Below are 24,070 nucleotides of genomic sequence, written 5' to 3'. Positions count from 1 at the left end.
GGAGATCAACAGCATGAGACCCGCACGGCTCATCGTGGGACTGTTGCAGACGCTGCTGGTGGCCACGGCCGTCGTCCTGCCCGCGCAGGCGGCGCACGCGGCAGACACCAGCTTCTACGTGGACCCCGCCAACGGCAGTGACAGCAACCCGGGAACCAGCACATCAGCGGCCTTCAAGACGATCACCAAGGCACGCGACGCGGTGCGTACGGTGAACTCGGCCATGTCCGGGGACATCGTCGTGAATCTGCGCGGGGGCACGTACCCCCTCACCAGCCCGGTCGACTTCACCACCGCCGACTCGGGAACCAACGGCCACAACGTCATCTACAAAGCGTACGGCTCGGAGACCCCGGTCGTCTCCGGCGCCACGTCCATCACCGGCTGGACATCGGCCGGCAACGGCCAGTACAAGGCAGCGGTCGGCAACCTCGACTTCCGGCAGCTGTACGTCAACGGCGTGCGGGCCACGCGCGCCCGCTACCCGGATGTCGGCTCCAACTTCCAACTGCAGGGCAGCGACAAGACGGCCCAGGTACTGAAGGTCCTCAGCTCCCAGGTGGCGAACTGGGACCACTTCGGCCGCGTCGAGATGGTGCTGCAACTGCAGTGGGCCGAGAACTACCTGCGGCTGAAGTCGTACACCACGAGCGGCGGCCTGGCGAGCGTCTCGATCCAGGACCACGAGGCCGGCATCCTCTTCCAGCGGCCGTATCCGCTGCTTTCCAACGGCTCTCCCCTGCACTTCGAGAACGCCCACGAGTTCCTCACCGAGCCCGGCGAGTTCTACCTCGACAAGGACGCGCAGACGCTCTACTACCTCCCCCGGGCGGGCGAGACCATGACGTCGGCCGCCGTGCAGGTCCCGACCCTGGAGACGCTCTTCGACATCAAGGGAGACAGCCTCAACTCCCCCGTCCACAACCTGCAGTTCTCGGGCATCACCTTCACCCAGACCAACTGGACCGAGGCCAGTGACAACGGCCTGCTCAACGGTCAGGGCGGCAACTACAACATCTCCGCCGACCCCAGCAACAAGCAGTACGTGAACCGCCCGCCGGCCGGTGTGTACGCCGCGAACGCCGACAACCTGTCCTTCACCGGCAACACCTTCACGAAGATGGGCTCAACTGCCCTCGACCTGCACCACGGCGTCCACAACTCCGCGGTCACCGGGAACGTCGTCCAGGACATCGCGGGCAACGGGATCACGGTGGGCAAGTTCTCGGATCCCGACGTCGAGTACCACACCGTGTACAACCCGCCCACCTCACCCGCGGGTGAGGACGCGCGCGAGGTCGTCAGCGGGGTCACCGTCACCAACAACCTGATCAACCGCACCGGCCAGGACTATCTCGGCACCGCTGGCATCAACGCGGGCTTCGTGCACGGCACCACCATCGACCACAACGACATCTCCGACTCCCCCTGGGCCGGGATCTCCCTGGGCTGGGGCTGGCAGTCGGCTGCCAACGCGGAGGGCGACAACTCCGTCAGCTACAACCGCATCGGCAACGTCGTGAACCAACTGTGCGACACGGCGGGCATCTACCACCTCTCCAACGACCCCGGAACGGTGATCAACAACAACTACATCCACGACGTGGTCCGCACGCCCACCGCGTGTTCCTCGGGCGTGGGCGGCATCTACCTCGACGAGGGCTCCAGCAACATGACCGTGGCGAACAACGTCCTGTCGCACACGGACAACTTCGTCATCCGGAACGCCAACGGCCCCAACGTCACCCTCTCCAACAACACGACCACCGGAACCGCTGTGATGCAGGCCTCGGGTCTTCAGTCGGCCTACCAAGGACTGCTGGCAAAGACCAATCTCGCCTACGGCAGGACAGCCACCGCGTCCTCCGTCTACGGCTCCAACTGGGCACCGGACAAGGCCAATGACAACGACCTGACGACCGGTTGGTCCCCCACCGGCAGCGACACCTCGGCCTGGTGGCAGGTAGACCTCGGCAGTGCGTACGCACTCGGTCAGTTCTCGTTCACCACCCGCCAGGACATCGACCAGCCCGAGACCCGGAGCAACTTCGAGATACGCGGCTCCAACGACCCCACGTTCACCGACTACACGGTGCTGGGACGGCAGGACGCCACGGTCCTCCCGTACAACGCGACACTGACGGCCAAGATCGACGCACGCCAGAAGTTCCGCTACGTGCGCGTCGCCAAGACCGACGGCGGCTACTTCTACATCGACGACTTCAGCGTGCAGCAGGCCGGCGGCGCACTGGAGAATCCGCCCACCGCTCCGTCCTTCAACGCGTCGACGTACTACACGATCAAGAACGTCAACAGCGGCCTGCTGGCCGATGTCTACCAAGGGTCGACCGCGGACGACGCGAGCGTGGTCCAGTGGCAGAGCAACTCGGGCGCCAACCAGCAGTGGAACATCGTGCGGGTCAGCGGAAACCTCTACAAGATCGTCAACCGGAACAGCGGCAAGGTCCTGGACATTTCCAACAGCTCGCACGCCAAGGGTGCGGCCCTGGTCCAGAAGACCTACAACGGCGGCAACGACCAGCTCTGGTACTTCGAACCGACCAGCAGCGGATATGGCATCCGCAACGTCGAGAGCCGACAGGTCCTGGAGGTTCCTGGCAACTCGACCACTGGAGGAACCGCACTCGGCCAGTGGACACCGCTGAACCAGACCAACCAACTCTGGACCATCCAGTGACGCCCTTCGCGTGACAACGCCGGTACCGCTGCGATCGGCACACATCAGCCGCCGATCGCAGCGGTTTCCCACCACCACCGTCTCTGGGCTCTCGATCAGCGACACACTCGACGCTCTGCTCTCCGGACCGGACGGCATGTACCTGCGGTCCGTGCGGCACCTCGTGCAGGCGGAGAGCGATCCGTGCCGGCCGCACCGCCCTGACGTGATCGAGGGGGCTACGCACCATTCACCAACGCGGCCTCCCGGTAAACCGTCCGTCACGGACGGCGATCTCACCCACTGGAAGAAGCAGGTGCGGCGGCGCACGGCCCACATTCAGGTGACCTGCAAGGTGTCCGGGCTCGTCAACGAGGCCGATCACCGCACCTGGACGGTCGACGACATCCGGCCGGTGCGGGCGCAGTCGAGGAGGTGTTCGCAGACTCCTCCACTACGGAGACCGCGGCGATCCTCGCAAGAACGGCCGCGAACTTCTATCAATTCCACCCCACGGTGAGGGATGCATGCTTGCCACGGGAGCACTCGCAGTCCGCTGTGCAGCTCGAGTATCTGCGGCATCGACCTGCGCATCTTCCACGGCAGTACCCGAGGCCATAGCGCCGGTCACCGGTACGAACGGGACTGTAAGAGCGCGCGCAGGTAGGCGCGTTGGGGTACCTCGGTAGCAGAACAGGCACAGGACCTGGTGATCATGGAGTTGCGACGCTCTGTGACCACCGGGATACCTGTGCCTGCCCTGCCCTCATGGCTGACCGAACCCCGGAGGCGGCGAGGTGGCCGGGCGTTCCCCCGTCGACGTCACCGTGTAATTGGACGCCGGCTACGACTCGGACAAGACCCGTGCTGTGCTCGACGAACGCGGCCTACACGGCCTCATTGCGCACAAAGGCGAGAAGGCGCCCATCCAGGCCAGCCGACGTTGGCACATGGAGCGTACCCACGCCTGGCAGAACGCCTTCTACCGGCTCGTCCGCTGCTACGAGCGGCGCGCCACCGTCGTCGAAGCATTCTTCAACCTCGCTGACGCGATCATCACCGTGCGCAGCCTGATCCGGCAGGCGTGGACGACTCACCGCTGGGACGAACGCCCGAACCGTCGACCATGACCGCACCCTTGTCCACGCCACCTCTAAATGTCGCGCACCGCGAGCAGTTCGACCGCTGCCCCAGACGACTCCAGCAGTGGTGCAGCGGCAGAACGCCGGGGATCCGCCCGGTAGGCAGAGAGATCCTCGCTGTTGGGAAAGGTTATGAGATGGGCCTCGACCCGATCGTCCAGAGTGCGAAGCCGGCGCTCAAGACGCCCTCCGTACTCGGCAAGGAGCGGCAGGACAGCGCTCTCATAAGCCTCGAAGGCACCCAAGCCTCCTTCAGGCAACCGCGCAAGCATCAAGTAAGTGACGGCCATAGCCCCCTCATAGCGGTCTGTAACAGTGATCTTCTGAGCCTAACTGGAGTAGACGCCCTCAACGCCGCCTATCTGCGCGGCGTCTAAGAGAGCCCGGCGGTAGGTGTGGCGAATGGCCGTGTGACGACCCGGAGGCAAGACAGGCACGAGCCCGGATGATCATGGAGTTCTTGACGCTCAGTGATCGCCGGAGGGCTCGTGCCTGTGCTGCCGTCATGTCTGCTCGAACCCCTGTGGGACCAGTTCGCAGCGCTGCTGCCCGAGCATGTCGATACCCGTCCGCTCGGCTGTCACAACCCGCGCATCCCGGACCGGATTGTCTTCGAGCGCGTCATCGCCGCCCTGGTGCACGGCTCCGGATACGAGCGGATCGCCGACCGCCAGTGCTCCGAGCGCACCATCCGACGCCGCGTCGAGTACGGGTCACAGCTGGGCAGGGCCGAGCAGGTCCACGGGCTGGCCGTGCAGGCGTACGACCGCATGACCGGCCTCCAACTCCATGAGCTGTCCGTCGACGGGTGCATCACCAAGGCTCCCTGCGACGGCGACAGAGCCGGACGCTCCCCGGTCGACCGGGGCAAGCAGGGCCTGAAGCGCTCAGTGGCCACCGAAGCCCGCGGCGTCCCGATCGGTCTCGTCTCGGCCGGGGCCAACCGTCATGACTCCCCGCTGCTCGTGCCCACCCTGGAGGCCGCGAAGAAGCAGGCCGGTGTGTTTCCCGAGCAGGTCAACGTCAACGTGGACCGGGGCTACGACAGTGACAGGACCCGAGCCGCGCTCGAGGAACCGGGCTTCACCGGCGAGATCGCCCGCAAGGGCGTGCCCGCACCGATCCAGGCCGGCAAGACGTGGGTCGTGGAGCGGAGCCACGCATGGATGAACGACTTCGGCAAGCTCCGCCGCTGCACCGAGAAGCGCCAGTGCGCTGTGGACTTCCACCTCTACCTGTCCGCCGCGATCGTCACGCTCCGCATGCTCATCCGCCGCGCGACCCCGCTCTACCGCCGGGACGGACGGCCCACCACCAAGAGACTCAAGTGACGCCTGCTGACGTCGGGCGGACCAGCACTGCCGCACGCCTGGGGAAGGCGCGCTGCTCAACGAGGGCAGGGCCGGCCCGCGCTCCTGGCTGTGGAGGCTGTGGTGATGATGGCGTCGAGCCGGTCCCGGGTTTTCACCAGGGTGCTGACCTGCGTATCGATGCGGTCCCGCTCGGCCGACAGCCGGTCCAGCAGCACGGGGGTCACGTCACCGGTCTCGACGCACGGCAGCAGTTCCAGGATCGCCCTGCTCGGCAGCCCTGCGGAGTACAGCTGCTGAATCAGCTGGACGCGGTCGACCGCGCTGTCCGGGTACTGCCGCTGGCCGCTGGGGCTGCGCGCCGAGGCCAGCAGGTCCTGCTCTTCGTAGTAGCGCAGTGCCCGCACGCTCACGCCCACCCTTGAGGCCAGCTCACCGATGCGCATCAACGCCCCCTCCATGACCTGGATCACATTCCTTGCCTCTGACGTCAACGTCAGGTTTTAGCGTAGCCCGTGAACAGCCCGGACAGGAATCACCTCACCACTGCCAGGAGACTCCCCATGAAGATCACCGGTTCCGTCGCCCTCGTCACCGGCGCCAACCGCGGCATCGGCAGGCACTTCGCCCAACAGCTCCTGCACCGGGGCGCCACCAAGGTCTACGCGACCGCGCGCACCCCTCACCTCGTCGACCTCCCCGGTGTGGAGGTACTGCGGCTCGACATCACCGATCCGGCGTCGGTCGCCGCCGCGGCGGGCGCGGCCTCGGACGTCACCCTCCTGATCAACAATGCCGGCGTCTTCACCCAGCAGAACCTCGTCACCGGGGACCCCGAGAAGATCCGGCTGGAGATGGACACCAACTACTTCGGCACCCTCAACGTGGTCCGGGCGTTCACCCCCGTCTTGGCCGCCAATGGCGGCGGGGCCATCCTCAACGTCCTGTCGGCGATGTCCTGGCTCGCCTACGACGGGGCCAACGCCTACAGCGCGTCGAAGGCGGCGGCGTGGAGCCTCACCAACGGCATCCGCCTCGAACTCGCGGGCCAGGGAACCGCGGTGACGGGCCTGCACCTGGCCAGCACCGACACCGACATGATGGCCGGGTGGGACGTGGAGAAGAACGACCCCGCCGATGTCGTGCGCGCCGCCCTCGACGGTATCGAGGCCGGGAACATGGAGATCCTCGCCGACAACAACTCCGTCCAGCTCAAGGCCGCCCTGTCCGCCGACCCGAGCGTGCTCTATCCGCAGGCGGTTCCCGCCGCCTGACCCTTCGGCAGCCGCCCGCCCGGCCAGGCTTCAGCCGACGTTCGAGGATCCAGTGCTGTCCCGCAGAAGTTCGTGGAGGGTGTCGATCACGCTGTCTTGAGCGGGGTGCCGCCATAGGTCCAGCGATACGACTTCGCGGCCTTGTTGTGCTGGATGACGTAGGTGTCCATCTTGTCGATGAGGTCGTCTCGACTGTGGAAGTCGCCGTTCCGCGGGACACGACGGGTCAGGACGGAGAAGAACAGCTCGATCTGGTTCAGCCAGGAGGCGTGGGGCGGTGTCCAGTGCACGTGCCAACGCGGGTGGGCGGCTAGGACCTGTCCGGTCGATCTTTGAGGCGATGGCGTCTGAACCCGTGCAACTCGGTGTCGAAGGTCTCGTCGAGTGAGGTAGAAGGACGGCATGGATACCGCCGTACTTGCACAGATGCTGGACGAGATCTTCGATCACGCTGTCGTGCACCACGGATACACCAACTACATGCGCGACTACGAGGTCATCGTCTACGCGACGGCTGATCCCCGTACGGGCATCACGCCGTCCCACCTGCGGTATCTCTTCCGGTACTGCGTCGAGGCCCGATGCGAGACGTCAGTGCCGGCGGAGACCTGGCGGATCTCTTTGGACGACCGGCTCATCGACCACGAAACCGGTATCGACCTCGACGGATACGTCTGGGGCGTGAAGTGGCACGGTCTGTACCCGGGAGCCAAGCTTCTCCCTGAGTCGGAGAAGACCCGCCGCTGGTCGAAGGCCCTCGGGATCGACTGCCATGAGGTACGCATTGAGACCAACGCACACAACCTGACCTTGCTCTTCTCGGACCTTCAGGTGAGCGAGGTCCCGGTCGGATACACGCCCTTCGTCACGGAGTAGGGAGCAGGATTCGTGTGATCTTGTGACCGGCGCGTGGTCTGGTCGTTCTTCCTGTCATGGGGCGGGGTGATCTGAGTGATGCCGAGTGGGAACGGCTGCGGCCGTTTCTGCCGGTCAGCAACAGGAGTTGTGGCCGGTGGCGGGATCACCGGCAGGTGATCGACGGGATTCTGCACCGGGTACGGACCGGCGTGCAGTGGCGTGACCTGCCCGAACGGTTCGGGCCATGGAAGACCGTCTACGAACGGCACCGGCCGTGGTCAGCCGACGGCACGTGGGAGCGTCTGCTCCAGCAGGTCCAGGCCCAGGCCGACGCGGCCGGGGAGATCGACTGGGACGTCTCGGTCGACTCCACCATCGTGCGGGCGCATCAGCATGCGGCGGGCGCCCGCACCGACCCGCCGCCGACCTCCGCGTCAAAGGGGGCCGAGGGGCCAGAACATCAGGACGAAACGCCATGGCAGAGCCTGCACGCCCGCCTGGTGGAGGTGGTGCGGGAGGTGAGGGTCTGGGCCGCTCGCGCGGCGGGTTCACCACCAAGCTCCACCTGAGTGCGGACGGCCGCTGCCGCCCGCTAGCCCTGGTCGTCACACCTGGTCAGCGGGCGGACTGCACGCAGTTCAAGCCGGTTCTGGAGAAGATCCGTGTCCCGAAGCTCGGGCCGGGCAGGCCGCGCAAGAAGCCGGACAGCGTCGCGGCCGACAAGGCCTACAGCAACGGGCCCTGCCGCGACTATCTGCGGCAACGGGGCATCCGGCACACGATTCCCGAGAAGACCGACAGCCAGGCCGCGCGCCTACGCAAAGGGTCACGAGGCGGACGGCCACCGGGCTTCGACGAGGAGCGTTACAGGAAGCGCAACACCGTCGAGCGGGCCATCAACCGGCTGAAGCAGCACCGGGCGGTGGCCACCCGCTATGACAAGCGCCGTTACGTCTACCTCGGCACCGCAACCGCCGCAGCCCTCACCATCTGGCTCCGAACATGATCGGCCGGACAGATCCTAGCCATGTCTTGGTGTGCTTGGCTGTGTGCGAGGAGCCGTTGTCGAGGACGATGTGGATCTCTTTGCTGGGGTCGATGACCGCATCGAGTCGATCGAGGAAGGCGGTGAAGGTGGCCGCATTGTTCCGGGTGATGATCTCTGTGAGGACCTGGCCGCTTCGCACGTCCAGTGCCGCGACGGGGGAGGCGGTGCCGTGCCGGCGGTATTCGAACTCCTGCCGGGCTATCCATCCGGGCGGGGGCGCCTGTCCAAGGTGCCGTCGGGATCGCGCAGCGATGGCGGTCTTCTCGTCGACGGACAGCACCACCGCACCCTCGGGCGGGGAGAGGTACAAGTTGCAGACGTCGGCGGCCCGCTGCCAGAAGTCCGGGGTATCCCGGCGGGTGAGCCAGCCCCGCACCCGGTGCGGTTTCAGATCCAGATCCGCCAGGATCCGGCCGACCTGGGACGGCGAGTTCGCGGTGAAGACCGTGCCCGCCACCTGCGCTGCGATCTTGCGGTGCGACCAGGTCGACTCCGGGTGCGGGGGCGGGCTGGTGGCAGCGGCCACTACGGCGACGCGCACCTGCGGCCCGTAGACACAGGGTCGGCCGGAGCGTTTCGCGTCAGCCAGAGCTGCCAGGCCACCGGCGGCGAACCGGCCCCGCCACTTGCGCACCGTGTTGACGCTGACCTTCAGCTCGCGTGCGATCGCGGCGTTGGCCAGCCCGTCGGCCGCACCGAGAATGATCTTCGCCCGTAGGGCCTGCCGGACCTGTGCTGTCACGGACGCTGTGAGCCGCAGCAGGCGCGCACGCACCGACTCGGCAAGGTCCACCACAACCGCCGTCAGAGCCCTCTTGGTTGCGCGGGGCATGGCTCTTTCCCGCCGGCGCGGAATGGTTGCTGTGTGGGCTATGCGAGGGCTGCTGCGAGCGCGGAGTGGGGTGCGCGGCCCAGCAGTTGACGCAGATCACCGCCGGTGCGGGACATGAATCCGGTCGCGATGGCGGAGTAGGTGCCCACCAGCATCGGCACCTGGAACGGCTCGGCGCCGGAAGCGGCGATGCGCGCGCGGGCCTGGGCGAGGGTCTCCGGCTCGTAGGTGACGTGTGGGCCGCGAGCGCGGGCCAGGTCGGCTCCGCCGATGGCCTGCTCGCCGACGAGTTCATAGATGCGCCCCGCATGAGCGGGTGCCTCCACCGTCACGCGCGCCGCGGCATCGGCCAGATCCGCCCGTGCAACGGCGGCCAGTTGACCCTCGCCGAGCGGGGCGGTAATCCGCCCGTCGGCCGACGGCGCCGCTAGGCCACCCAGCAACTCCGCGTACAGGCCATTGCGCAGGATCGTCCAGTCCATGGTGCTCGCCTGGAGCCGACGCTCGGTCCAACGGTGCGGCAGCGCGTAGGGAAGGTGATCGCCGTCGGTGGTCAGGCTCGTATAGACGACATGCCCCACACCGGCCTTCTCTGCGGCGTCGACGGCGGCACCTTGCCGGGCTATGACCGTGTCGTCCTCGCCGTAGCCCGCGGAGATCAGCAGCAGTACATCCACAGCGTCGAAGCCCCCGGCGAGGGTGCCGGGCTCGTCGAAGTCGATGTGGCGGACCGGCAGCGGGGCCTTGAGCCGCTGAGGTTCGCGCGTTCCAAGGACGGTGTCGTCGCGGTCGGCCAGCCGCTCGGCGATCAGCGTGCCCAGGGCGCCGGTGCTGCCTGTAACCAGGATCATCAGGGTTTTCCCGTTCCGGTAGGTTCTCTTCGGTAACCGGGATCATCCTGCGGTTTTGCGGCAGGGAGCGTAAGGAGGCACTTCCATGTCAGTGGGGCACACCGGGGTAACCACCGAACCCGTCGTCAGCTGCGGCGACGAGCACGAGGACTGCGGGATCCGCGATGTGCTCGACCGGATCGGCGACAAATGGTCGGTCCTGGTCGTCGTCGAACTGGCCCAGGGTGTCCGCCGTTTCCGACAGCTACAGCGCGCCATACCCGGTATCTCACAGCGGATGCTGACGCTCACCGTGCGCCGGTTGGAACGCGACGGCCTGGTCACCCGGACCGTGCACCCCATGGTGCCCCCGCAGGTCGAGTACAAGCTCACGGCGATGGGCCACAGCCTCACCTATCTGGTCAAGGCCCTCACGGACTGGTCGGCGGAACACCGCGACGCCATCGCGCAAGCACGCCAAGAATGGGATGCCGAATATCCCGACTCCGGAATCCGGTGAACAAGCGGGCTCCAGCACCTTGCCGACTATGACGGGGACAGCTTGATCAGCCCCCTCAACGAACTTCTGCGGGGCAGCACTAGGGATCAGCCGGGCGCGGCCATGCGTACTCGTCACACTCCGCACACGCGTCCGCCGCGCTACCGCTGGGACACCTACCCACCACCAGAAGACTCAAGTGACGCCTACCGCCGGGCTCTCTAAGTCGATCACTTGACGGGCCCTGTTCCGTGCGCGGCGTCTACCGGTGCGTGCGGGGTCCGTCGAGGATGAGCGCGAGCATGTGGGGTGCCCGGTCCTGGGGGAATGCTCCCGTCCTTCTTGCCGGCGTCGAGGAGCTGTGTGATCGCGGCGATGACCGGCCCGTAGCTCTGCTCGGTGATCGCCTGGTGTGCACCCGGGCCCAGGGCGTCGCCGAGACCGTGCTTTCTGCGCATGCCCTCGACGAGGTCGGTCGTCCAGTGGCGGAGCGCTTCCAGTCGCGGCATCGGGGCCAGCAGGTCGGGCACGGTGGCGATGATGCGTGCCACCTCGTCCTGGTAGACGGCCAGGACCAGCGACTCAAGGGTGGGGAAGTTGCGGTACAGGGTGCCCGCTCCGACTCCCGCGCGCTGGGAGATCTGCTTCATCGACGTGCTGCCGTCCGCCGCGAATGCCGGCTGTTGCCACTGAGCGAACCAGGAACGACTCATGGCGCAGGCGAGCCGGCCCTCGCCCCATCCACTGCTTCCAGTAGGTCGGCTCATCAAAGAGCAAGGATCTGCCACTGTTCCTGGGAGGCTCGGCCTCGGCGGCGCGGTGGAACTGCTCCAAGGCGACTCGGGTGCACTGCTGGATCTGATGGAGGTACGACGGTTGCTCGAGCCCGCTGCCGCCGCGCTGGCCGCCACTCGCATGTCGGACACAGCCCTGGCCGAGGTGAAGAAGCACCTGGACGCGATGCGAGAGGCGCATGAGGACGTCGAGTTGCTGAACGTCCATGACGCGGCTTTCCACCGCGCTGTCGTCTCGGCCACCGCGAACGAAACACTCCTGACCATCCTGGACGGGATCTCGGGCCGCACTCTGCGCGCCCGCGTCTGGCGCGGACTTGTCGACTCCCGGGCCGCGGGACGGACCTTGGCCGAGCATGAAGCCATCTACGAAGCACTGGCCATCGGCGACGCCTCTCTCAGCCACGCAGCCGCGCTCATGCACGTCAACAGCACCGAGCGGTGGCTGCGGGAACACCTGAAGTTCACGAACAACGAATCAGACGGCCCGTAGCGCCTTGCCGAGTTCGGGTACCACGCGAGGTACCGATCGCGGTACCTTGGGTTCATGCCTGCACTCAATGTGGAATTCACCGAGGACGAGATGGCGCGGCTGCGCGAGCGGGCGGCGCTGACGGGCCGGAGTCTGAAGCAGCACGTGCACGATGTGACGGTCCAGGAGGCCGACCGGCTCGCCTTCGTGGAGGGGGCGGTCGAGGAAGCTGCCCGGGTGCTGCCCGGCGTCGTGGCCCGGTTCCCCGAGGGACAGCGGTGAGCCCGATCATCCGAGTCGATGTCGGCTGGGTCCTGCAGATCCAGTCGGCGATCTCCCCGCTGAACGTGCCCATCTCGGACTGGGGCGCCCTGGGGTTCATGGCCGACCGGCACACCTTCGAGCGGGAACGCGGCGTCCTCTACTACGAGGAGGCCGCCTCCCGGGCCGCGACCTTCCTGCACACCGCACTGCTGTTGCGGCCCTTCACCGACTACAACCTGGTCATCGGCTGGGCCTGCGCCAGCCAGTACATGCACGTCTCCGGCCAGCCCCTCCGGGCCAAGGACGACGACCTGTACGAACTCGCCCAGGCCGTCCGGGCACAGGAAGCCGATCTGCGCACGACCGCCCAACGGCTGGAGTCCTGGCGCACCCAGTGACCTACAGGACCGAGCACACGGAACAGGCAGAAGCTCCGTGAGGCGCCGTGAACTCGGCGATCAGCTCCGGAACAGACCTGACAGGGCTGCGACACAGACCGTCGGACGCTCCCGATCGCATCGACAATTCCCGGCATGGGCGAACCCATGACTGCCCATCCGGTTGCCCGTGTTGTGATCCGCCCCTACCGCCGACGCCAGGGCAGCGCCTCTTCATCGTCCTGGGCTGCGTCCACATGTTGCAGTGCGGCGTTGATCGCCTCGCCGATCTCCGCGAACTGGCGGACCTGATCCGGCGTCAACGCGTCGAAGATCGCGTGTCGCACGGCCTCGACATGGCCGGGCGCCACCCGCTCCAGGAGTCGGTGCCCTCCCTCGGTGAGCACGGCGAGCTGGTTGCGCCGGTTCGCGGGGTCGTCGCGGCGGTCCACGTAGCCGGCCGTTCTCGACCTGGAGTCTAACCAAACTGGCCGACTTCCTTCTCGCCGGGCGGGTGGTCGACGACATCAGCCACGAGGGCCCGCGGCTTCTGCTCCGTGAGGAGGACGTCTCCTTTCAGCGCCTGAAGACCCGGAAGACCTCCCGCGATCCGGACTATGCGGCCAAGAAGGCCCGTGTCGAGCATCTCTACGCGATCGCCGACGATGAAGTCATAGCCGAGGACGGCGAGCCCGAAGCCGCCTTCTGTATAGACGAGTTCGGGCCGCTCAACCTGATGCCGCACCCCGGGCGGCAGTGGGCCGAGCGCGGCGGCGGGCACAAGGACCCCGCCCGTGAGCCCCGCCGCCGACGCCGGGCGACCTACAATCGCTACGGCGGGGTGCGGCACCTGTTTGCCGCCCTAGACCTGGCCAAGGACAAGCTCTACGGCCACATCAAACCGCTCAAGCGGCGCACACAGTTCCTGGAGTTCTGCCGCTACCTGCGCACCCTCTACCCTCCGACGGTGCGGATCACGATCGTCTGCGACAACTTCTCGCCGCACCTGACCACGGAGAAGTGCCAGCGGGTCGGCACCTGGGCGGCGGCGAACAACGTTGAGATCGCCTACACGCCGACCAACTCCTCCTAGCTGAATCGGATCGAGGCCCAGTTCACGGCCCTGCGCTACTTCACCCTCGACGGCACCGACCACGCCAACCACAAGGAACAGGGCAGCATGATCCGCCGCTACATCATCTGGCGGAACCGCCATGCCGACGACCGGCGCCTACGGCCCTTCGTCGACAGGACGAACGTTGCCTGATGCGGCACTAGATCTGCTTGCCGAACACGGCGATACCGAGGTCGAGCCGATGTCAGTGGGCATCGAGACTTCCTGCGGCCTGCTCGTCGCCGTCCTGCGCACCGGCACCTGACAGGTCTCCTCGTCGGCTTCCAACTCGTCCACGCCCTTGCGGACGGTCGTCTCGCTGACCTAGGCCGCTCGCGCGACCACCCGGATACCGCCGTGCCCCAGGAACCGGGCCTCGGCTCCCATCAGCAGCAGCCGCTGCCACTGACGTTTTCTCAGCGATGATCATTTCCAGACGCCGTTGAGGACGAGGGCGCCTCGGACGATGTCGCCGATCCGGCTGGGGCTGAGGGTGACGTGTTGCAGGATTCGCCACCGTTGTTTGAGCTCGGCTGCGGCGCGTTCGCCGAGGGTGCGGACGCCTCTGATCAGGTTGTTGGTGGTGCGCGTGTCCGCGTGCAAGGCCTTCTCGGATCGGCCTTTCGGGCGTCGGACCGGGACGAGGATGCCGATCCCCGCGCCGATGTAGCCCTTGTCGGCGAGGGTGGGCAGGCCGTCGGCGGCTGCCTTGTACAGCGCGGGCAGTGCGTGGATGCGTGCGGCGGTGATGCCGGGAGTGGAGCCGGGCTCGACGTCGGAGACCCACAGCGGGGTGCCGTCCGGGGCGGACAGGAACTGCACGTTGCCGCCGAAGGCCTCGTGTCTCCGGCTAAACCATAGGTCGTTGTCGTTGTCGCGGACCCCGGCAAGGCGGTCGGACTCGATCAGAGTGCCGTCGAGTATCACGTGCGTCATGCCCTCGCGTCGGCACCGGTTCAGGACCTGGTGCAGGTCCTGAGCCTGGTCGGCGAGGACGTCGATGCCTTCGTGGAGGTAGCGGTAGCCGGTGGTCTGGGAGACGCCGGCGTCTCGGGCCAGGCAGTGCACGCAGCCGCGCTCGCGAAACCAGCCCAGGACCAACACGGCCTGGCGGAACGGGCCGAGCGCGCGGCAGCCGCGCGGGGTGCCGATGCGCGTCGGTGTGCGGCCAGCAGACGGGACAGGTACTCCACGACGTGGCGCGGGACGTCGAGCGTTGCAGCATAGGTGACCAAGGTGAGGCCTCTGGATCAGCAGACGATCTTGTGAAAGAGGCCTGTCCTACCAAGGGCTTCACGTCTGTCCGAGCACGGGCCCGCATATCCGATCGTCGCTGGATCGGGTGGTTCAAGCCTTCTCGGCGCGGATCGAATAGGTGGGGGGATGCGCGGAGCGCCCTCAGGATGCCGGTAGATGTCGCCGTCGCGGCGCTCAAGCGACTGGCGTTGGAGGTAGAAGGTGTGGTCGTGCTCGTGGAGGAACCGGATCCGTAGCCCAGCTCCGGCGATCGCCGAGACAACGGTCGACAGACTGTGCCGCCACTCGACGGTCTCGTCGTGCTCGGTCATTGCCGCCTCGTCGGCGTAGGTGCCAGGGCCTCCCGAGGCTTCCGGACCTTCATCGAAGTAGTCGTGCGTGACCGTGCTTCCGGTCTCGTCGTCGAGGACGAAGCTGAAGGGATGGAACTCCGCAAGGTACAGGCACCCAGCGGGAGCGAGTAGTTCAGCGACCACCGACGCCCAGCGACCGATGTCGGGAAGCCAGTTCAGCGCCCCGAAGCTGGCGTAGACGATGTCGAAGGTCTCCCCTCGACCGCAGAGACCGCGTCGTAGACGTCCGCGGCCAGGAAACGTGCGTCGATGCCGAGTTCGGTTGCGAGCCGTGTAGCCGCTTTGATCGCGGGTGGAGAGAAGTCCAGCCCGGTGACCTGTGCTCCTCGTGCCGCCCACGACAGCGTGTCTCGGCCGAAGTGGCACTGCAGATGGATCAGGCGCTTGCCCCTGACATCCCCCAACTCGGCTGTCTCGAAGTCCTTCAGCGAATCGGGCCGGGCGTGGAACCCCTCCATGTCGTAGAGGGCCGCACTCAGATGAATGCGCACCCGCTCGTCCCAATATGCCTTGTTCAACTCCCGCCAGCGCCCTGCCAGGTCAGCCATGAATCCGGACGATACACGGAGGCGGACTGGCGCACTACGCTGCCGGACTCGCCACCCATTCGGTGGGCACCAGCAGCCCGAACGGCTCTCGAAATCCGACTCCGGATGCACGTGCGGGGACAGCTCCGCCAACGCGCGGTTGATCCTCCGCGCCCGCTGCGCGGCACCTGCGAGCTCTCGGCGAGCGACTGCCACCGAGCTCAAGCAGCGACGACCTGTCGGTGTGCCACTGACAATGACCCACCCCCACACGCCACGCTCAGCTCCAGCCGTCGGCGCGACCTCACACGCACTGCAGGTTCTCAACGGAATCTGACAGTGATCACCGCTGAGAAAACCTCACTCGTTCAGATGCGGGAACAACGCCCCGAACCTCACAGCGAGTTGACCGCGAACCTCATCGGAGACGCCCGTACCAGACCAACGAGCCGAATCACGCGAAGCAACATGTTGATTCCCTGCGGGCCCTTAGGCGGTGAATGAGCCACTCAGAGCACGGTGTCCTTATGACGCAAGACCACGGTCCTCTCGACACGGAGATCTTTCATCGCCTGTACCCGGTGTTGACCGTTCCCGTAAATGGCCTCCCGCCTCCCGTCGTACGGATGCACCAGCGTGCAGACGCGGATGCTGCTGGGCGAGAACAACTCGACAACCAACCACCACCTTTCAAGGTCGGAATCGAACAACTCTTTGTATGCGAACTGGTAGATGCTCGCCTGGGCCACCAGCCCAGTGTTCCAGGCTCGCTTCAGCAGCCCGATCGCCAGCTCCGAGAGTGTGTTCCAGTCCTGTGCGTGATACCAGCAGCACGGCGAATCGTCTTCCGCTCGGGGCCGGTAGTTCACGCCCATGCAGTCGGTACGGAACGGTCTGGTCTCCGGTAGCGAACAGACCTGCATGATCGCAAAATGCTCAACGTCGCTGGGCTGCTCGATTTCTTCCATCTTGCCTCCCTGACCTGGAGCCCAACTGGCCACCCCAACTACCAATCGGGGTTGTCGGTCGATGCCCGTATCGCGAAGGTATTAGCTACCTGACGGCTCCAGGGAGAGGAAAAGTGTCCCGCACGTGCCATGAGGAAGACGGGTGATGCTCACTGTCGCAGACGCTCGCGTGATCCTGCTTCTGAACCTGGTCCTAGTCGCCGCACTCATCTCCAGGAGGTGCCGTGGACCATCTCCTCGACGGCATCACGGACGAGTTCAGCCAGGGCCACGAGGTCTACGCCGCGCCTGGCGACTCGGCCAGGGCGTCGCTCATCCGGCGGCCTGACACCCGCATCGCCATCGCCTCGTACGACAAGTCGACGGCGGCCCGCTGAGGCCGGGACATCCGCAACGACACCATGACGTACGACGGAGCCGACGGAAAGATCGACCTGGGCCTCCGTCTCCAATCCGGATCCCGTGCCTCGGATCGCTGGAAGCCGGCGAACGTGCGCGGCGGCGTCTACTGCGTTGGCACCAACGGAGCCCTGACGGACCGTCCGGTCGACCTGCTCATCATCGACGGCCCGATCAAGGGATGGGCTGACGCCGACTCCGAGGCGATGCGCGAGAAGCGCTGGGACTTCTGAACCGGCTCGGCGCGCACCCGTCTCGCCTCCGGCGCACCCGTCGTCATCATCCAGACCCATTGGCACGAGGACGCCCTGTCCGGCCGGCTGCTGGAGCAAGCCCGCCTGAACAAGCGGGTGGTGGGCTGGAAGGCCGTCAACATCCCCGCCCTGGCGGAAGGAGGACGAACCGCTCGGCCGCGAGATCGACGAGTGGCTCGCCTGCGCGCGCCAGCGCACCGAGGAAGAGTGGGAAGAGGTCACCACCGTCGGCCGGGCCGCGACAGAGGCGCGCACCCTCACCAACGCGGGAATCGAATCTGGTCATCGTTTCCGCCCCCACCGCCTCCGGCTCAGCCGAACAGATCGACGACGACATCCGCCATGGCCGCATCCTCATCCACGCCGAAGAGCGCGGGCAATGTGGCTGTCGGCGCCAACCTCAACACCGGCAAGGTCCGCTCCCATGGCCGCCACTGAACGCTTGGTCGCCCGCGCCCGCGTCCAAGCCGACAGCACCATGGCCGTGCCCATCCTGGAAGACGTGCCCTCGTACGCTGTGGTCCCCGGCGACCACGACGCCCAGTCCGGCGAACCGACGTGGGCGATCGCGGGGTACGGGACACCACCGACGACGAATCGGTGTAGCTCCCCCGCGCGCGACGTGCGGGTGCCAAGTCCCCCTCGGAGGAGGACCCGGCACCCGCGTCCTGTCAGTGAGCAGCGTCGGCGGTCAGACCGCCGTCACGGTCGCTGTCAGGGGAACGACGTGATCTTCGAGGGAACGGTGTCCGTGCCCGACGTGGGTGCGCCGGTGTCGTTGACCACGTGGGCGTACTGGCCCTTGCCGCCCAGGGAGATCACCAGGATGTCGTGCAGTCTGATCCCTGTCTTGACCGGCACCTGGAAGCCGTGGGCCTGGACGATCGACGGGTCCGAGGTGAAGTTGCAGTAGCTTCCCAGGCCCCATGCCTCGTGCACGTCGACGGAGTCGGCGACCTTGTAGGCCGCGTATCCGACGATGCCGTCATGGGTGATGGCGGCGGCGTTCGGGACGTCGTAGGCCTTCTCGTTCTGGAAGAAGATCGTGCGTCCGCGTTCGCCGTTCCACAGCACGTCGTACTTGTTGAAGTGCTCGACGAACAGGCCGGTGGTGAGGACGTCGTCGCCGTTGACCACGAGGCCGTAGTCGGCTCTGTTGGTCTCCCAGCCGACGCCTTCGCCGTGGTCGGCGCGCCACAGCCAGGTGTGGTCGATGATGACGTCGTCACTGTTGACCACGACCGAGTTGGTGGCGAGGCCGGGGCCCGCACCGCCGATGCGCACGAACACGTCCTGCATGGTGGTCGGGTTGGCGGCGTGGTCGGCGGAGCTGCCGGCCGGGCCGATCTGCAGCAGGGTGTTGGAGTTGGAGCTGCCGGCGTCGATCAGGAAGCCGGCGAGCTTGACTCCGTCGACGTCCGCCACGTGCATGGCGTCCACGCCGTTGTCCGGGACGATGGTCGCCAGACCGAGACCGAGGACGACGGTGTTCGCCCGGGTCACGTCGATGGTCTGGTCGAGGTGGTAGACGCCCGGGGTGAAGAGCAGGTTCAGGCCCTGGGCGAGGGCGGTGTTGATGGTCGCCGCGGTCGCGCCGGGCTTGACCACGTAGAACTGGTCCAGCGGAATCGACGAACCAGCAGTGTTGGGCCAGGAAACGCCCTGGGCGTTGGTGCGCTTGGCGGGCACGAACACCTTGTACGCGTCGCCGTCCAGGTAGAGGAAGGGCTTCTCGCGCGAGACGGGCGTGGTGTCCAGGGTGGTGTACGGGCCGGAGTCGAAGTTGGTGGCCGGGGCGCCCTGCACGCCGGAGAACGTCATGTTCCAGACGCCGTTGGTCCAGCCGCCGACGGAGCTGTCACGGGTGTACCACTGCTGCTGGGAGTACGGGCCGACCCTACCGTCGATCTTGGAGTCGGCGATGTAGCCGCCGGAGGCCCAACCGTAGCCGTTCGGGGCGAGGTTGAGGCCGCCCTGCACGTGGATGCGACGGAAGGGGGCCGCCTGGGCCACCGCCCAGCGGTCGGTGCCGTTGGAGGGCGTGATCGACAGGTTCTCCGCCGAACGCCAGAAGTTCTGGGTCGCGTTGCCGTTGAACCAGCCCGCGTCGACGGTGATGTCACCGTTGATGTGGACGTCGTCGGGGTTGAGGCCGAGGCCCGAGATCGAGGTGTAGAAGCCCACTTGGGCGTTGATCCCGTTGTAGGTGCCGGGCTTCATCAGGAACTGGTAGCGGCCGGTGCCGAACTGGTTCGACTCCTGCTGCGCGAAGACCTGGTCGAACTTGGCCTGGAGGTCGGGCGTCGACGGGTCGACGACTATCACGTTGGGGCCGAGGTCGCCGCCGCCCTGCACGGGCCCGCTGCCGTCGCCCGAGCCTGTGTGGACGGCCACCTCCCAGAGCGAGTACCCGTAGACAGTGCCACGGGTCGTGCCGTTGATCCGTACGTAGCGGCCCTGGCCGGAGACGTCGTAGGACGTCGAGCCGACGGTGCCGTCGGTGACGGACTTGAGCGTGGTCCAGGTCTGGCCGTCGGCCGAGGCCTGGATCTGGAAGGACTTGCCGTACGCGGTCTCCCAGTTGAGGTCGACCCGGCACAGGTCCTGGGAGGTCCCGAGGTCGACCTGGAGCCACTGCGGGTCGGAGGCCGCGCTGGACCAGCGGGTGCCGGTGTTTCCGTCGAAGGCGGCCGACGCCGGGGTGCCTGCGTTCTCGGTGGAGGAGGCGGTCGCCGTCTTGCCCTGGGCGGCGTTGGCGGTGTCACAGCCCGCGGGCGGGGTGGTGCCGTCCGTGCTGCCGAACACCTGGAACTCCCAGAGGGAGTAGCCCCACTGGGTGGCGCGGTGGACGCCGTACATCCGGACGTAGCGGCCCGTGCCGGAGACGTCGAGGGTGTCGGTGCCGCCGTCGCCGCCGGTCACGGACTTGACGTCGGTCCAGGTGCTCCCGTCCGGGGACGTCTGGATCTTGTAGTCGCTGCCGTACGCGGTCTCCCAGTTGAGGACGACCTGGGTGATGGTGGCCGAGGAGCCGAGGTCGACCTGGAGCCACTGGGTGTCGGTGGCGCCGGAGGACCAGCGGGTGGCGGTGTTGCCGTCGACGGCGTTGGCAGCGACGGTGCCCGCGTTCTCGTCTGAGGACGACGTGGCCGTCTTGCCCTGGGACAGCGGCAGGTCTGCCGCGGCGGCCGGGCTGTGCAGGGGCAGGGTGACGAGCGCGGCCATTGCGGCCAGCGCGACACCCAAGGATCTGAATCTCATGCCGTGACTCCATGCGGGTGGGGTGACGAGCGGAGCGGACACACGGAACCGGAACGCGGGAGCAGGCTCCGTCCAGCGTTCGGCGTGCATGAACTGGCCTTATGCCATGCTTAGTTCACGGTTTGATTTAAGTAATGAACCATCGAGGTGACAAGAGTCGTGACGCGAGTTTCTTCAACTCCCTTTCACAGGCGTCCGGTCGGCGTACCCCTACGAACGGCACGACCTGGGCAGAGGCGCGGCAGACGGACCGGGCACGGCGAGGACCCCGTCAAGCCTTGAAGGCGAGGCAGCGTCGACGGCGGTCCTACGAGACCCGGGCAGCCGGGGCGACATCGTCAAAGGTGATCACGTGACCACCGACTCCGGCCGTCGACGAGCTCTGGTGCCGCATGGCAACGGTCGGCGCGAGCGCGCCCGCAGGCGGGAGCCGCCCGATGCTCACCGGGGGTGCGGTGCGCCAGGCGGAGCGGTTCGGGCAGCCGGTCTGCGTCTCGATCGCCTCGGAGTCGAGGAGGCCGAAGACCTCCGGGACGGCAATGCCGCCGACCTCACAGTGGCGTTCCGGGACTGTGGTGATCAGCTTGCCCGGTTGCGGCGTCCCGGTGCGGCAGCAATGCCCTCAGAGCGACCTATCGCGAGGCCACGAGGTGGCGCCACATTCTCGGCCAACGGGCCCCGAAAGTGAGCAACCGTCGACACCTTCGACGCGCCGCGCCATACGCCCCCACGCCCCACTCCCCCACCCGAATCGCGCCGCCGGGTCCAGACTCGGACCCGGTGTTTGCGTTCCGATCGGAGAGCACAGATCACGCTGCGCCCGGATGCTCGCGAGCATCTCGGGCACCGTCCTCATGAGCCTGGCCAGGCTCACCCCCACCACCCCGCAGCGCACCGTCCCGGTCTTCGCCTTCCACGGACAGGCCGATGACACCGTCCCCTCCAACGGAGACGCCTCGAAGGGCCTGCCCTCCCTCCCCTCGTGGATCGGGTCCTGGGCCCGAAGGGACGGCTGCGCCACGGCTCCGCAGAGCACCCGCGTCAAGTCGAACGTCGTACGCCACGTGTGGTCGGCCACGGTTCCGAACGGCGACACCGCCACGCCGTACCGGTCGCCTTCGACTCCTGAAGGCGCTTCGCAAGGTCCGTGAGCAACGTCAGAGGGCCTCCACTCGACGACAGAATCGGCTCGCCAACACCGTATTCACAAAATCCCAGCTCAACACGGCGAGAGCGCGCACAGCCGGCCGCCGGAGAGCGCTCCACAACTCCACGAAGCTTGGTTCGGACCTTTACCGGGACTCCATACAGCGTCGCCAAGAGGCCTGCTTTTCAACCCATCGCGTTGAAGCCGTTGACGCATGAAGGGTCGCGCCGGACACTCCTGCATTGAACGGCGATCCCTGCTGGCACCCACCCAACTCAGGCCCACAGCAGCCGACATGACGGATCGTCCGGAATCAGGAGGACAACCAGGGACCGCAGATTCACGATCACCCTGAGAGCGCTCTCAGTCTTGACCTGCTCCCCGGTCCCCACCAGGAGCCAGGCCCCCCGCACCACTCCCCACCCGCCAGCTCGCCAGGGAGAACCCACACGATGACAACCTCCCCACCACCTGCCGGTGCGCCCGCAGGCAGCCAGAGAACCGTCCCCCTCGTTCTGGGCAGCGCTCTGCTGCTGCTCATCGGCACACTCGTAGGCCTGATCGGAACCGGTGGCAGCGCCTCGGCGGCTGTCCCAGGCGCTCCCGCAGGCTGGACCACCGTCTTCTCCGACGACTTCAACGGATCGTCCGGCAGCGCGCTGAACCGGACCAACTGGCTGTACGACCTGGGCACCGGCTACCCCGGAGGTGCCGCCAACTGGGGCACGGGCGAGATCGAGTCGGCCACCGACTCCACGAACAACGTGTACCAGGACGGGCAGGGGCACCTGGTCATCCGGGCGCTCCGGGACGGCTCCGGCCACTGGACCTCGGGACGCATCGAGACCCAGCGCACCGACTTCGCCGCCCCTGCCGGCGGACAACTCCAGATGAGCGCGTCCATCCTCCAGCCCAACCCGGCCAGTGGACTGGGCTATTGGCCCGCGTTCTGGGCGATGGGCGGCGCGGCCCGCCCGGTCGGTGCGACGAACTGGCCGAGCATCGGCGAGTTCGACATCATGGAGGACGTCAACGCGCTGAGCAAACACTCCACCACCTTCCACTGCGGGGTGTGGGCGGGCGAATGCCACGACCCCGACGGCATCACCAGTGATCTTCAGCCGTGCGCGGGCTGCCAGACCGGCTACCACACGTACTCCGCGATCATCGACCGCACGAACACCGCCGCGGAGCAGCTCCGCTTCTACCTCGACGGCAACCTGACCTTCACCGTCAACGAGAACCAGGTCTCGGTCGCCACCTGGCAGGCCGCCGTCGACCACGGGTTCATGGCCATCTTCGACCTGGCGATCGCCGGTTCGTACCCCGACAAGGTCTGCGGCTGCAGCTCGGCCGCCCAGGCGGGCAGCATCACATCAGGTGCCGCCATGAGCGTCGACTGGTTCGCGGTCTACCAGCAAGGCGCCAGTAGCAGTACCACCGGTGGTACGACGACCGGTGGCACCACAGGTGGCAGCACGACCGGCGGAAGCACCGGCGGGAGCACGACGACGCCGGACTACACCGCCGGTGTGACGCGCCTGAGCAGCAGTCAGGCGCAGATCACGTTCGTTCCCACCACACCCGCGGCGTACGTCGACGTGCACTACCTCATCAACAACGCCGGCCAGCAGAACTTCCGTATGACCAACAGCGGAGGCACCTGGACGCAGAACGTCACGCTCTCCGCCGGATCCACCCTGACCTACTGGTTCACCTACGAGAAGAACGGCCCCCAGTACGACAGTCCGCACTACACCTACACCCAGTGAGCCCCCTGGGCCGGTCCCGCGGGACCGGCCCAGGTACCACAGCCGCGCAACGCTCCTCGCTCAACGTCGAGGGTGCCTACCAGCACATCCTCAACGACCTGTTCGCCTTCATCGGCACCGCGATCGCCGCGCTGATCGTCGTGCTGACCGGCTTCGCCCCTTCCAACGCGATCGCCACCCTCGTGGTCGTCGCGCTGATGACGAAGGCGGGGTACGGGCTGCTGCGCGAGTCCGGCCGGATCTTCCTGGAGGCGGCCCCGGCCGACGTCGACCCGAACGAGCTCGGCGACATGCTGGTCGGCGAGCTTGCTGTCGTGGAGGTTCACGACCTGCACGTCTGGCAGATCACCTCGGGACAGTCCGCCCTGTCCGCGCACATCCTGGTCGAACCCGGCGGCGACTGCCACGCCGTCAGCCGCGACCTCGAAGAACTTCTGCGCCACAACTACTCCATCACCCACACCACCCTCCAGGTCGACCACGCCCCCGTCCCGGTTCTGCAAGCGGCCCAGCCCGGCAACCGCGATCTGCTGCCCACCGAGGACGCCGAGCACTGCGAGGAGCCACACGGCCCGGTCCACCGGGACGAGCCTCACAAGCACTGAGCCACTCGGTACACGTTTCCCTGAATTCAGGGAAAC

General features: G+C 66.9%; 25 protein-coding genes and 4 pseudogenes. 17 read left to right on the top strand and 12 right to left on the bottom strand.

From position 1 onward, the window contains the following. The first annotated feature begins 13 nt into the window (after positions 1-13). Both OO70_RS06730 and OO70_RS06725 read left to right on the top strand, forming a co-directional pair. Positions 14-2,698 carry an RICIN domain-containing protein gene (locus tag OO70_RS06730; RefSeq protein WP_043665164.1) on the top strand — a complete coding sequence of 895 codons (2,685 nt, stop codon included), beginning with the start codon at positions 14-16 and terminating at the stop codon, positions 2,696-2,698. A 782-nt stretch (positions 2,699-3,480) separates the two neighbouring features. Beyond that, a pseudogene (locus OO70_RS06725) lies at positions 3,481-3,807 on the top strand (transposase); the annotation flags it as partial. A gap of 23 nt (positions 3,808-3,830) precedes the next feature. Here OO70_RS06725 and OO70_RS06720 read toward each other — a convergent pair. Beyond that, entirely contained in the window at positions 3,831-4,109 is a 279-nt protein-coding gene (locus tag OO70_RS06720) for a hypothetical protein (protein ID WP_043665161.1), read from the bottom strand. A 198-nt stretch (positions 4,110-4,307) separates the two neighbouring features. Here OO70_RS06720 and OO70_RS06715 point away from each other — a divergent pair, with 198 nt between their 5' ends. Further along, positions 4,308-5,150, top strand: a complete 843-nt coding sequence (locus OO70_RS06715; RefSeq protein WP_043665614.1) for an IS5 family transposase — start codon at positions 4,308-4,310, stop codon at positions 5,148-5,150. 56 nt (positions 5,151-5,206) lie between these two features. Here the strand turns inward: OO70_RS06715 and OO70_RS06710 are convergent, their stop codons facing one another. After that, positions 5,207-5,575, bottom strand: a complete 369-nt coding sequence (locus OO70_RS06710) for a MerR family transcriptional regulator (protein ID WP_043665611.1) — start codon at positions 5,573-5,575, stop codon at positions 5,207-5,209. A gap of 117 nt (positions 5,576-5,692) precedes the next feature. On the opposite strand from OO70_RS06710, the gene OO70_RS06705 reads away from it, so the two are divergent. Continuing rightward, positions 5,693-6,403, top strand: a complete 711-nt coding sequence (locus tag OO70_RS06705) for an SDR family oxidoreductase (protein WP_043665158.1) — start codon at positions 5,693-5,695, stop codon at positions 6,401-6,403. Between the two features lie 86 nt (positions 6,404-6,489). Here OO70_RS06705 and OO70_RS56610 read toward each other — a convergent pair whose 3' ends face one another. Next, complete coding sequence (locus tag OO70_RS56610) at positions 6,490-6,807, bottom strand: transposase (RefSeq protein WP_078651271.1); 318 nt, start codon at positions 6,805-6,807, stop codon at positions 6,490-6,492. Here OO70_RS56610 and OO70_RS06695 point away from each other — a divergent pair. Both OO70_RS06695 and OO70_RS52115 read left to right on the top strand, forming a co-directional pair. Next, positions 6,806-7,279, top strand: coding sequence for a YxiG-like protein (locus tag OO70_RS06695; RefSeq protein WP_043665151.1), 474 nt, complete (start codon positions 6,806-6,808; stop codon positions 7,277-7,279). The genes OO70_RS56610 and OO70_RS06695 overlap by 2 nt on opposite strands. Positions 7,280-7,335: 56 nt before the next feature. After that, positions 7,336-8,267 (top strand): IS5 family transposase gene (locus OO70_RS52115; protein WP_407702747.1). Its coding sequence is split into 2 segments (ribosomal slippage): positions 7,336-7,672 and positions 7,672-8,267, totalling 933 coding nucleotides; the frame shifts between segments, so codons are not numbered across the junction. Here OO70_RS52115 and OO70_RS06685 read toward each other — a convergent pair. Then, positions 8,245-9,141, bottom strand: a complete 897-nt coding sequence (locus tag OO70_RS06685) for an IS630 family transposase (RefSeq protein WP_051740757.1) — start codon at positions 9,139-9,141, stop codon at positions 8,245-8,247. The genes OO70_RS52115 and OO70_RS06685 overlap by 23 nt on opposite strands. Positions 9,142-9,179: 38 nt before the next feature. Next, positions 9,180-9,992, bottom strand: a complete 813-nt coding sequence (locus OO70_RS06680) for an NAD(P)H-binding protein (RefSeq protein ID WP_043665145.1) — start codon at positions 9,990-9,992, stop codon at positions 9,180-9,182. 85 nt (positions 9,993-10,077) lie between these two features. Between OO70_RS06680 and OO70_RS06675 the strand changes: the two genes are divergently transcribed. After that, the gene (locus OO70_RS06675) at positions 10,078-10,491 is read left to right on the top strand and encodes a winged helix-turn-helix transcriptional regulator (protein ID WP_043665142.1); all 414 of its coding nucleotides are present in this window, start codon (positions 10,078-10,080) and stop codon (positions 10,489-10,491) included. 209 nt (positions 10,492-10,700) lie between these two features. Here the strand turns inward: OO70_RS06675 and OO70_RS06670 are convergent, their stop codons facing one another. Next, a complete protein-coding gene (locus OO70_RS06670; RefSeq protein ID WP_234336766.1) occupies positions 10,701-11,183 on the bottom strand; it encodes a TetR/AcrR family transcriptional regulator in 483 nt (160 codons plus the stop codon). Here OO70_RS06670 and OO70_RS06665 point away from each other — a divergent pair. From OO70_RS06665 to OO70_RS06655, 3 genes are read left to right on the top strand one after another with little or no spacing between them, the layout of a single operon-like run. Continuing rightward, positions 11,182-11,757: a FadR/GntR family transcriptional regulator gene (locus OO70_RS06665; RefSeq protein ID WP_234336765.1), complete on the top strand. Its 576-nt coding sequence runs from the start codon at positions 11,182-11,184 to the stop codon at positions 11,755-11,757. The genes OO70_RS06670 and OO70_RS06665 overlap by 2 nt on opposite strands. A gap of 54 nt (positions 11,758-11,811) precedes the next feature. Beyond that, complete coding sequence (locus OO70_RS06660) at positions 11,812-12,018, top strand: hypothetical protein (protein WP_043665140.1); 207 nt, start codon at positions 11,812-11,814, stop codon at positions 12,016-12,018. Next, positions 12,015-12,398: a hypothetical protein gene (locus OO70_RS06655; RefSeq protein WP_043665137.1), complete on the top strand. Its 384-nt coding sequence runs from the start codon at positions 12,015-12,017 to the stop codon at positions 12,396-12,398. The genes OO70_RS06660 and OO70_RS06655 overlap by 4 nt, the downstream gene beginning before the upstream one ends. Before the next feature lie 185 nt (positions 12,399-12,583). Here the strand turns inward: OO70_RS06655 and OO70_RS06650 are convergent, their stop codons facing one another. After that, entirely contained in the window at positions 12,584-12,829 is a 246-nt protein-coding gene (locus OO70_RS06650; protein WP_324604838.1) for a hypothetical protein, read from the bottom strand. An 8-nt stretch (positions 12,830-12,837) separates the two neighbouring features. On the opposite strand from OO70_RS06650, the pseudogene OO70_RS06645 reads away from it, so the two are divergent. Both OO70_RS06645 and OO70_RS55285 read left to right on the top strand, forming a co-directional pair. Continuing rightward, positions 12,838-13,644, top strand: a pseudogene (locus OO70_RS06645) (transposase); the annotation flags it as partial. After that, positions 13,592-13,756: a hypothetical protein gene (locus OO70_RS55285; RefSeq protein ID WP_199827267.1), complete on the top strand. Its 165-nt coding sequence runs from the start codon at positions 13,592-13,594 to the stop codon at positions 13,754-13,756. The pseudogene OO70_RS06645 and the gene OO70_RS55285, both read left to right, overlap by 53 nt. Positions 13,757-13,917: 161 nt before the next feature. Here the strand turns inward: OO70_RS55285 and OO70_RS06640 are convergent. The 4 genes and pseudogenes from OO70_RS06640 to OO70_RS06630 form a co-directional block, all read right to left on the bottom strand. Continuing rightward, positions 13,918-14,726, bottom strand: a pseudogene (locus tag OO70_RS06640) (transposase family protein). 15 nt (positions 14,727-14,741) lie between these two features. After that, positions 14,742-15,224 carry a hypothetical protein gene (locus OO70_RS56800; protein WP_063749683.1) on the bottom strand — a complete coding sequence of 161 codons (483 nt, stop codon included), beginning with the start codon at positions 15,222-15,224 and terminating at the stop codon, positions 14,742-14,744. Positions 15,225-15,256: 32 nt separating this feature from the next. Next, positions 15,257-15,649: a class I SAM-dependent methyltransferase gene (locus OO70_RS56795; RefSeq protein WP_063749682.1), complete on the bottom strand. Its 393-nt coding sequence runs from the start codon at positions 15,647-15,649 to the stop codon at positions 15,257-15,259. A gap of 488 nt (positions 15,650-16,137) precedes the next feature. After that, positions 16,138-16,596, bottom strand: coding sequence for a hypothetical protein (locus tag OO70_RS06630; protein ID WP_043665134.1), 459 nt, complete (start codon positions 16,594-16,596; stop codon positions 16,138-16,140). Between the two features lie 224 nt (positions 16,597-16,820). Here OO70_RS06630 and OO70_RS54435 point away from each other — a divergent pair, with 224 nt between their 5' ends. Together OO70_RS54435 and OO70_RS51130 are read left to right on the top strand one after the other, a co-directional pair. Then, entirely contained in the window at positions 16,821-16,973 is a 153-nt protein-coding gene (locus OO70_RS54435; RefSeq protein ID WP_158711416.1) for a hypothetical protein, read from the top strand. A 24-nt stretch (positions 16,974-16,997) separates the two neighbouring features. Then, positions 16,998-17,228 carry a hypothetical protein gene (locus tag OO70_RS51130; protein WP_051740755.1) on the top strand — a complete coding sequence of 77 codons (231 nt, stop codon included), beginning with the start codon at positions 16,998-17,000 and terminating at the stop codon, positions 17,226-17,228. 735 nt (positions 17,229-17,963) lie between these two features. On the opposite strand, the gene OO70_RS06620 is transcribed toward OO70_RS51130, so the two are convergent. Further along, positions 17,964-20,510 carry a discoidin domain-containing protein gene (locus tag OO70_RS06620; protein WP_043665132.1) on the bottom strand — a complete coding sequence of 849 codons (2,547 nt, stop codon included), beginning with the start codon at positions 20,508-20,510 and terminating at the stop codon, positions 17,964-17,966. Between the two features lie 824 nt (positions 20,511-21,334). Between OO70_RS06620 and OO70_RS06615 the strand changes: the two genes are divergently transcribed. The 3 genes and pseudogenes from OO70_RS06615 to OO70_RS06605 form a co-directional block, all read left to right on the top strand. Next, complete coding sequence (locus OO70_RS06615; RefSeq protein ID WP_043665129.1) at positions 21,335-21,661, top strand: hypothetical protein; 327 nt, start codon at positions 21,335-21,337, stop codon at positions 21,659-21,661. A gap of 448 nt (positions 21,662-22,109) precedes the next feature. Beyond that, complete coding sequence (locus OO70_RS06610; RefSeq protein ID WP_043665126.1) at positions 22,110-23,429, top strand: glycoside hydrolase family 16 protein; 1,320 nt, start codon at positions 22,110-22,112, stop codon at positions 23,427-23,429. A 44-nt stretch (positions 23,430-23,473) separates the two neighbouring features. After that, positions 23,474-24,034 (top strand): annotated as a pseudogene (locus OO70_RS06605) (cation diffusion facilitator family transporter); the annotation flags it as partial. Positions 24,035-24,070: the final 36 nt, after the last annotated feature.

Origin of the sequence: Streptomyces xylophagus (assembly GCF_000716435.1) — a bacterium.
Lineage (GTDB): Bacteria > Actinomycetota > Actinomycetes > Streptomycetales > Streptomycetaceae > Streptomyces > Streptomyces xylophagus.
Note: the sequence above shows the minus strand (reverse complement) of the source record. Positions and strands in the feature narration are given on the sequence as shown.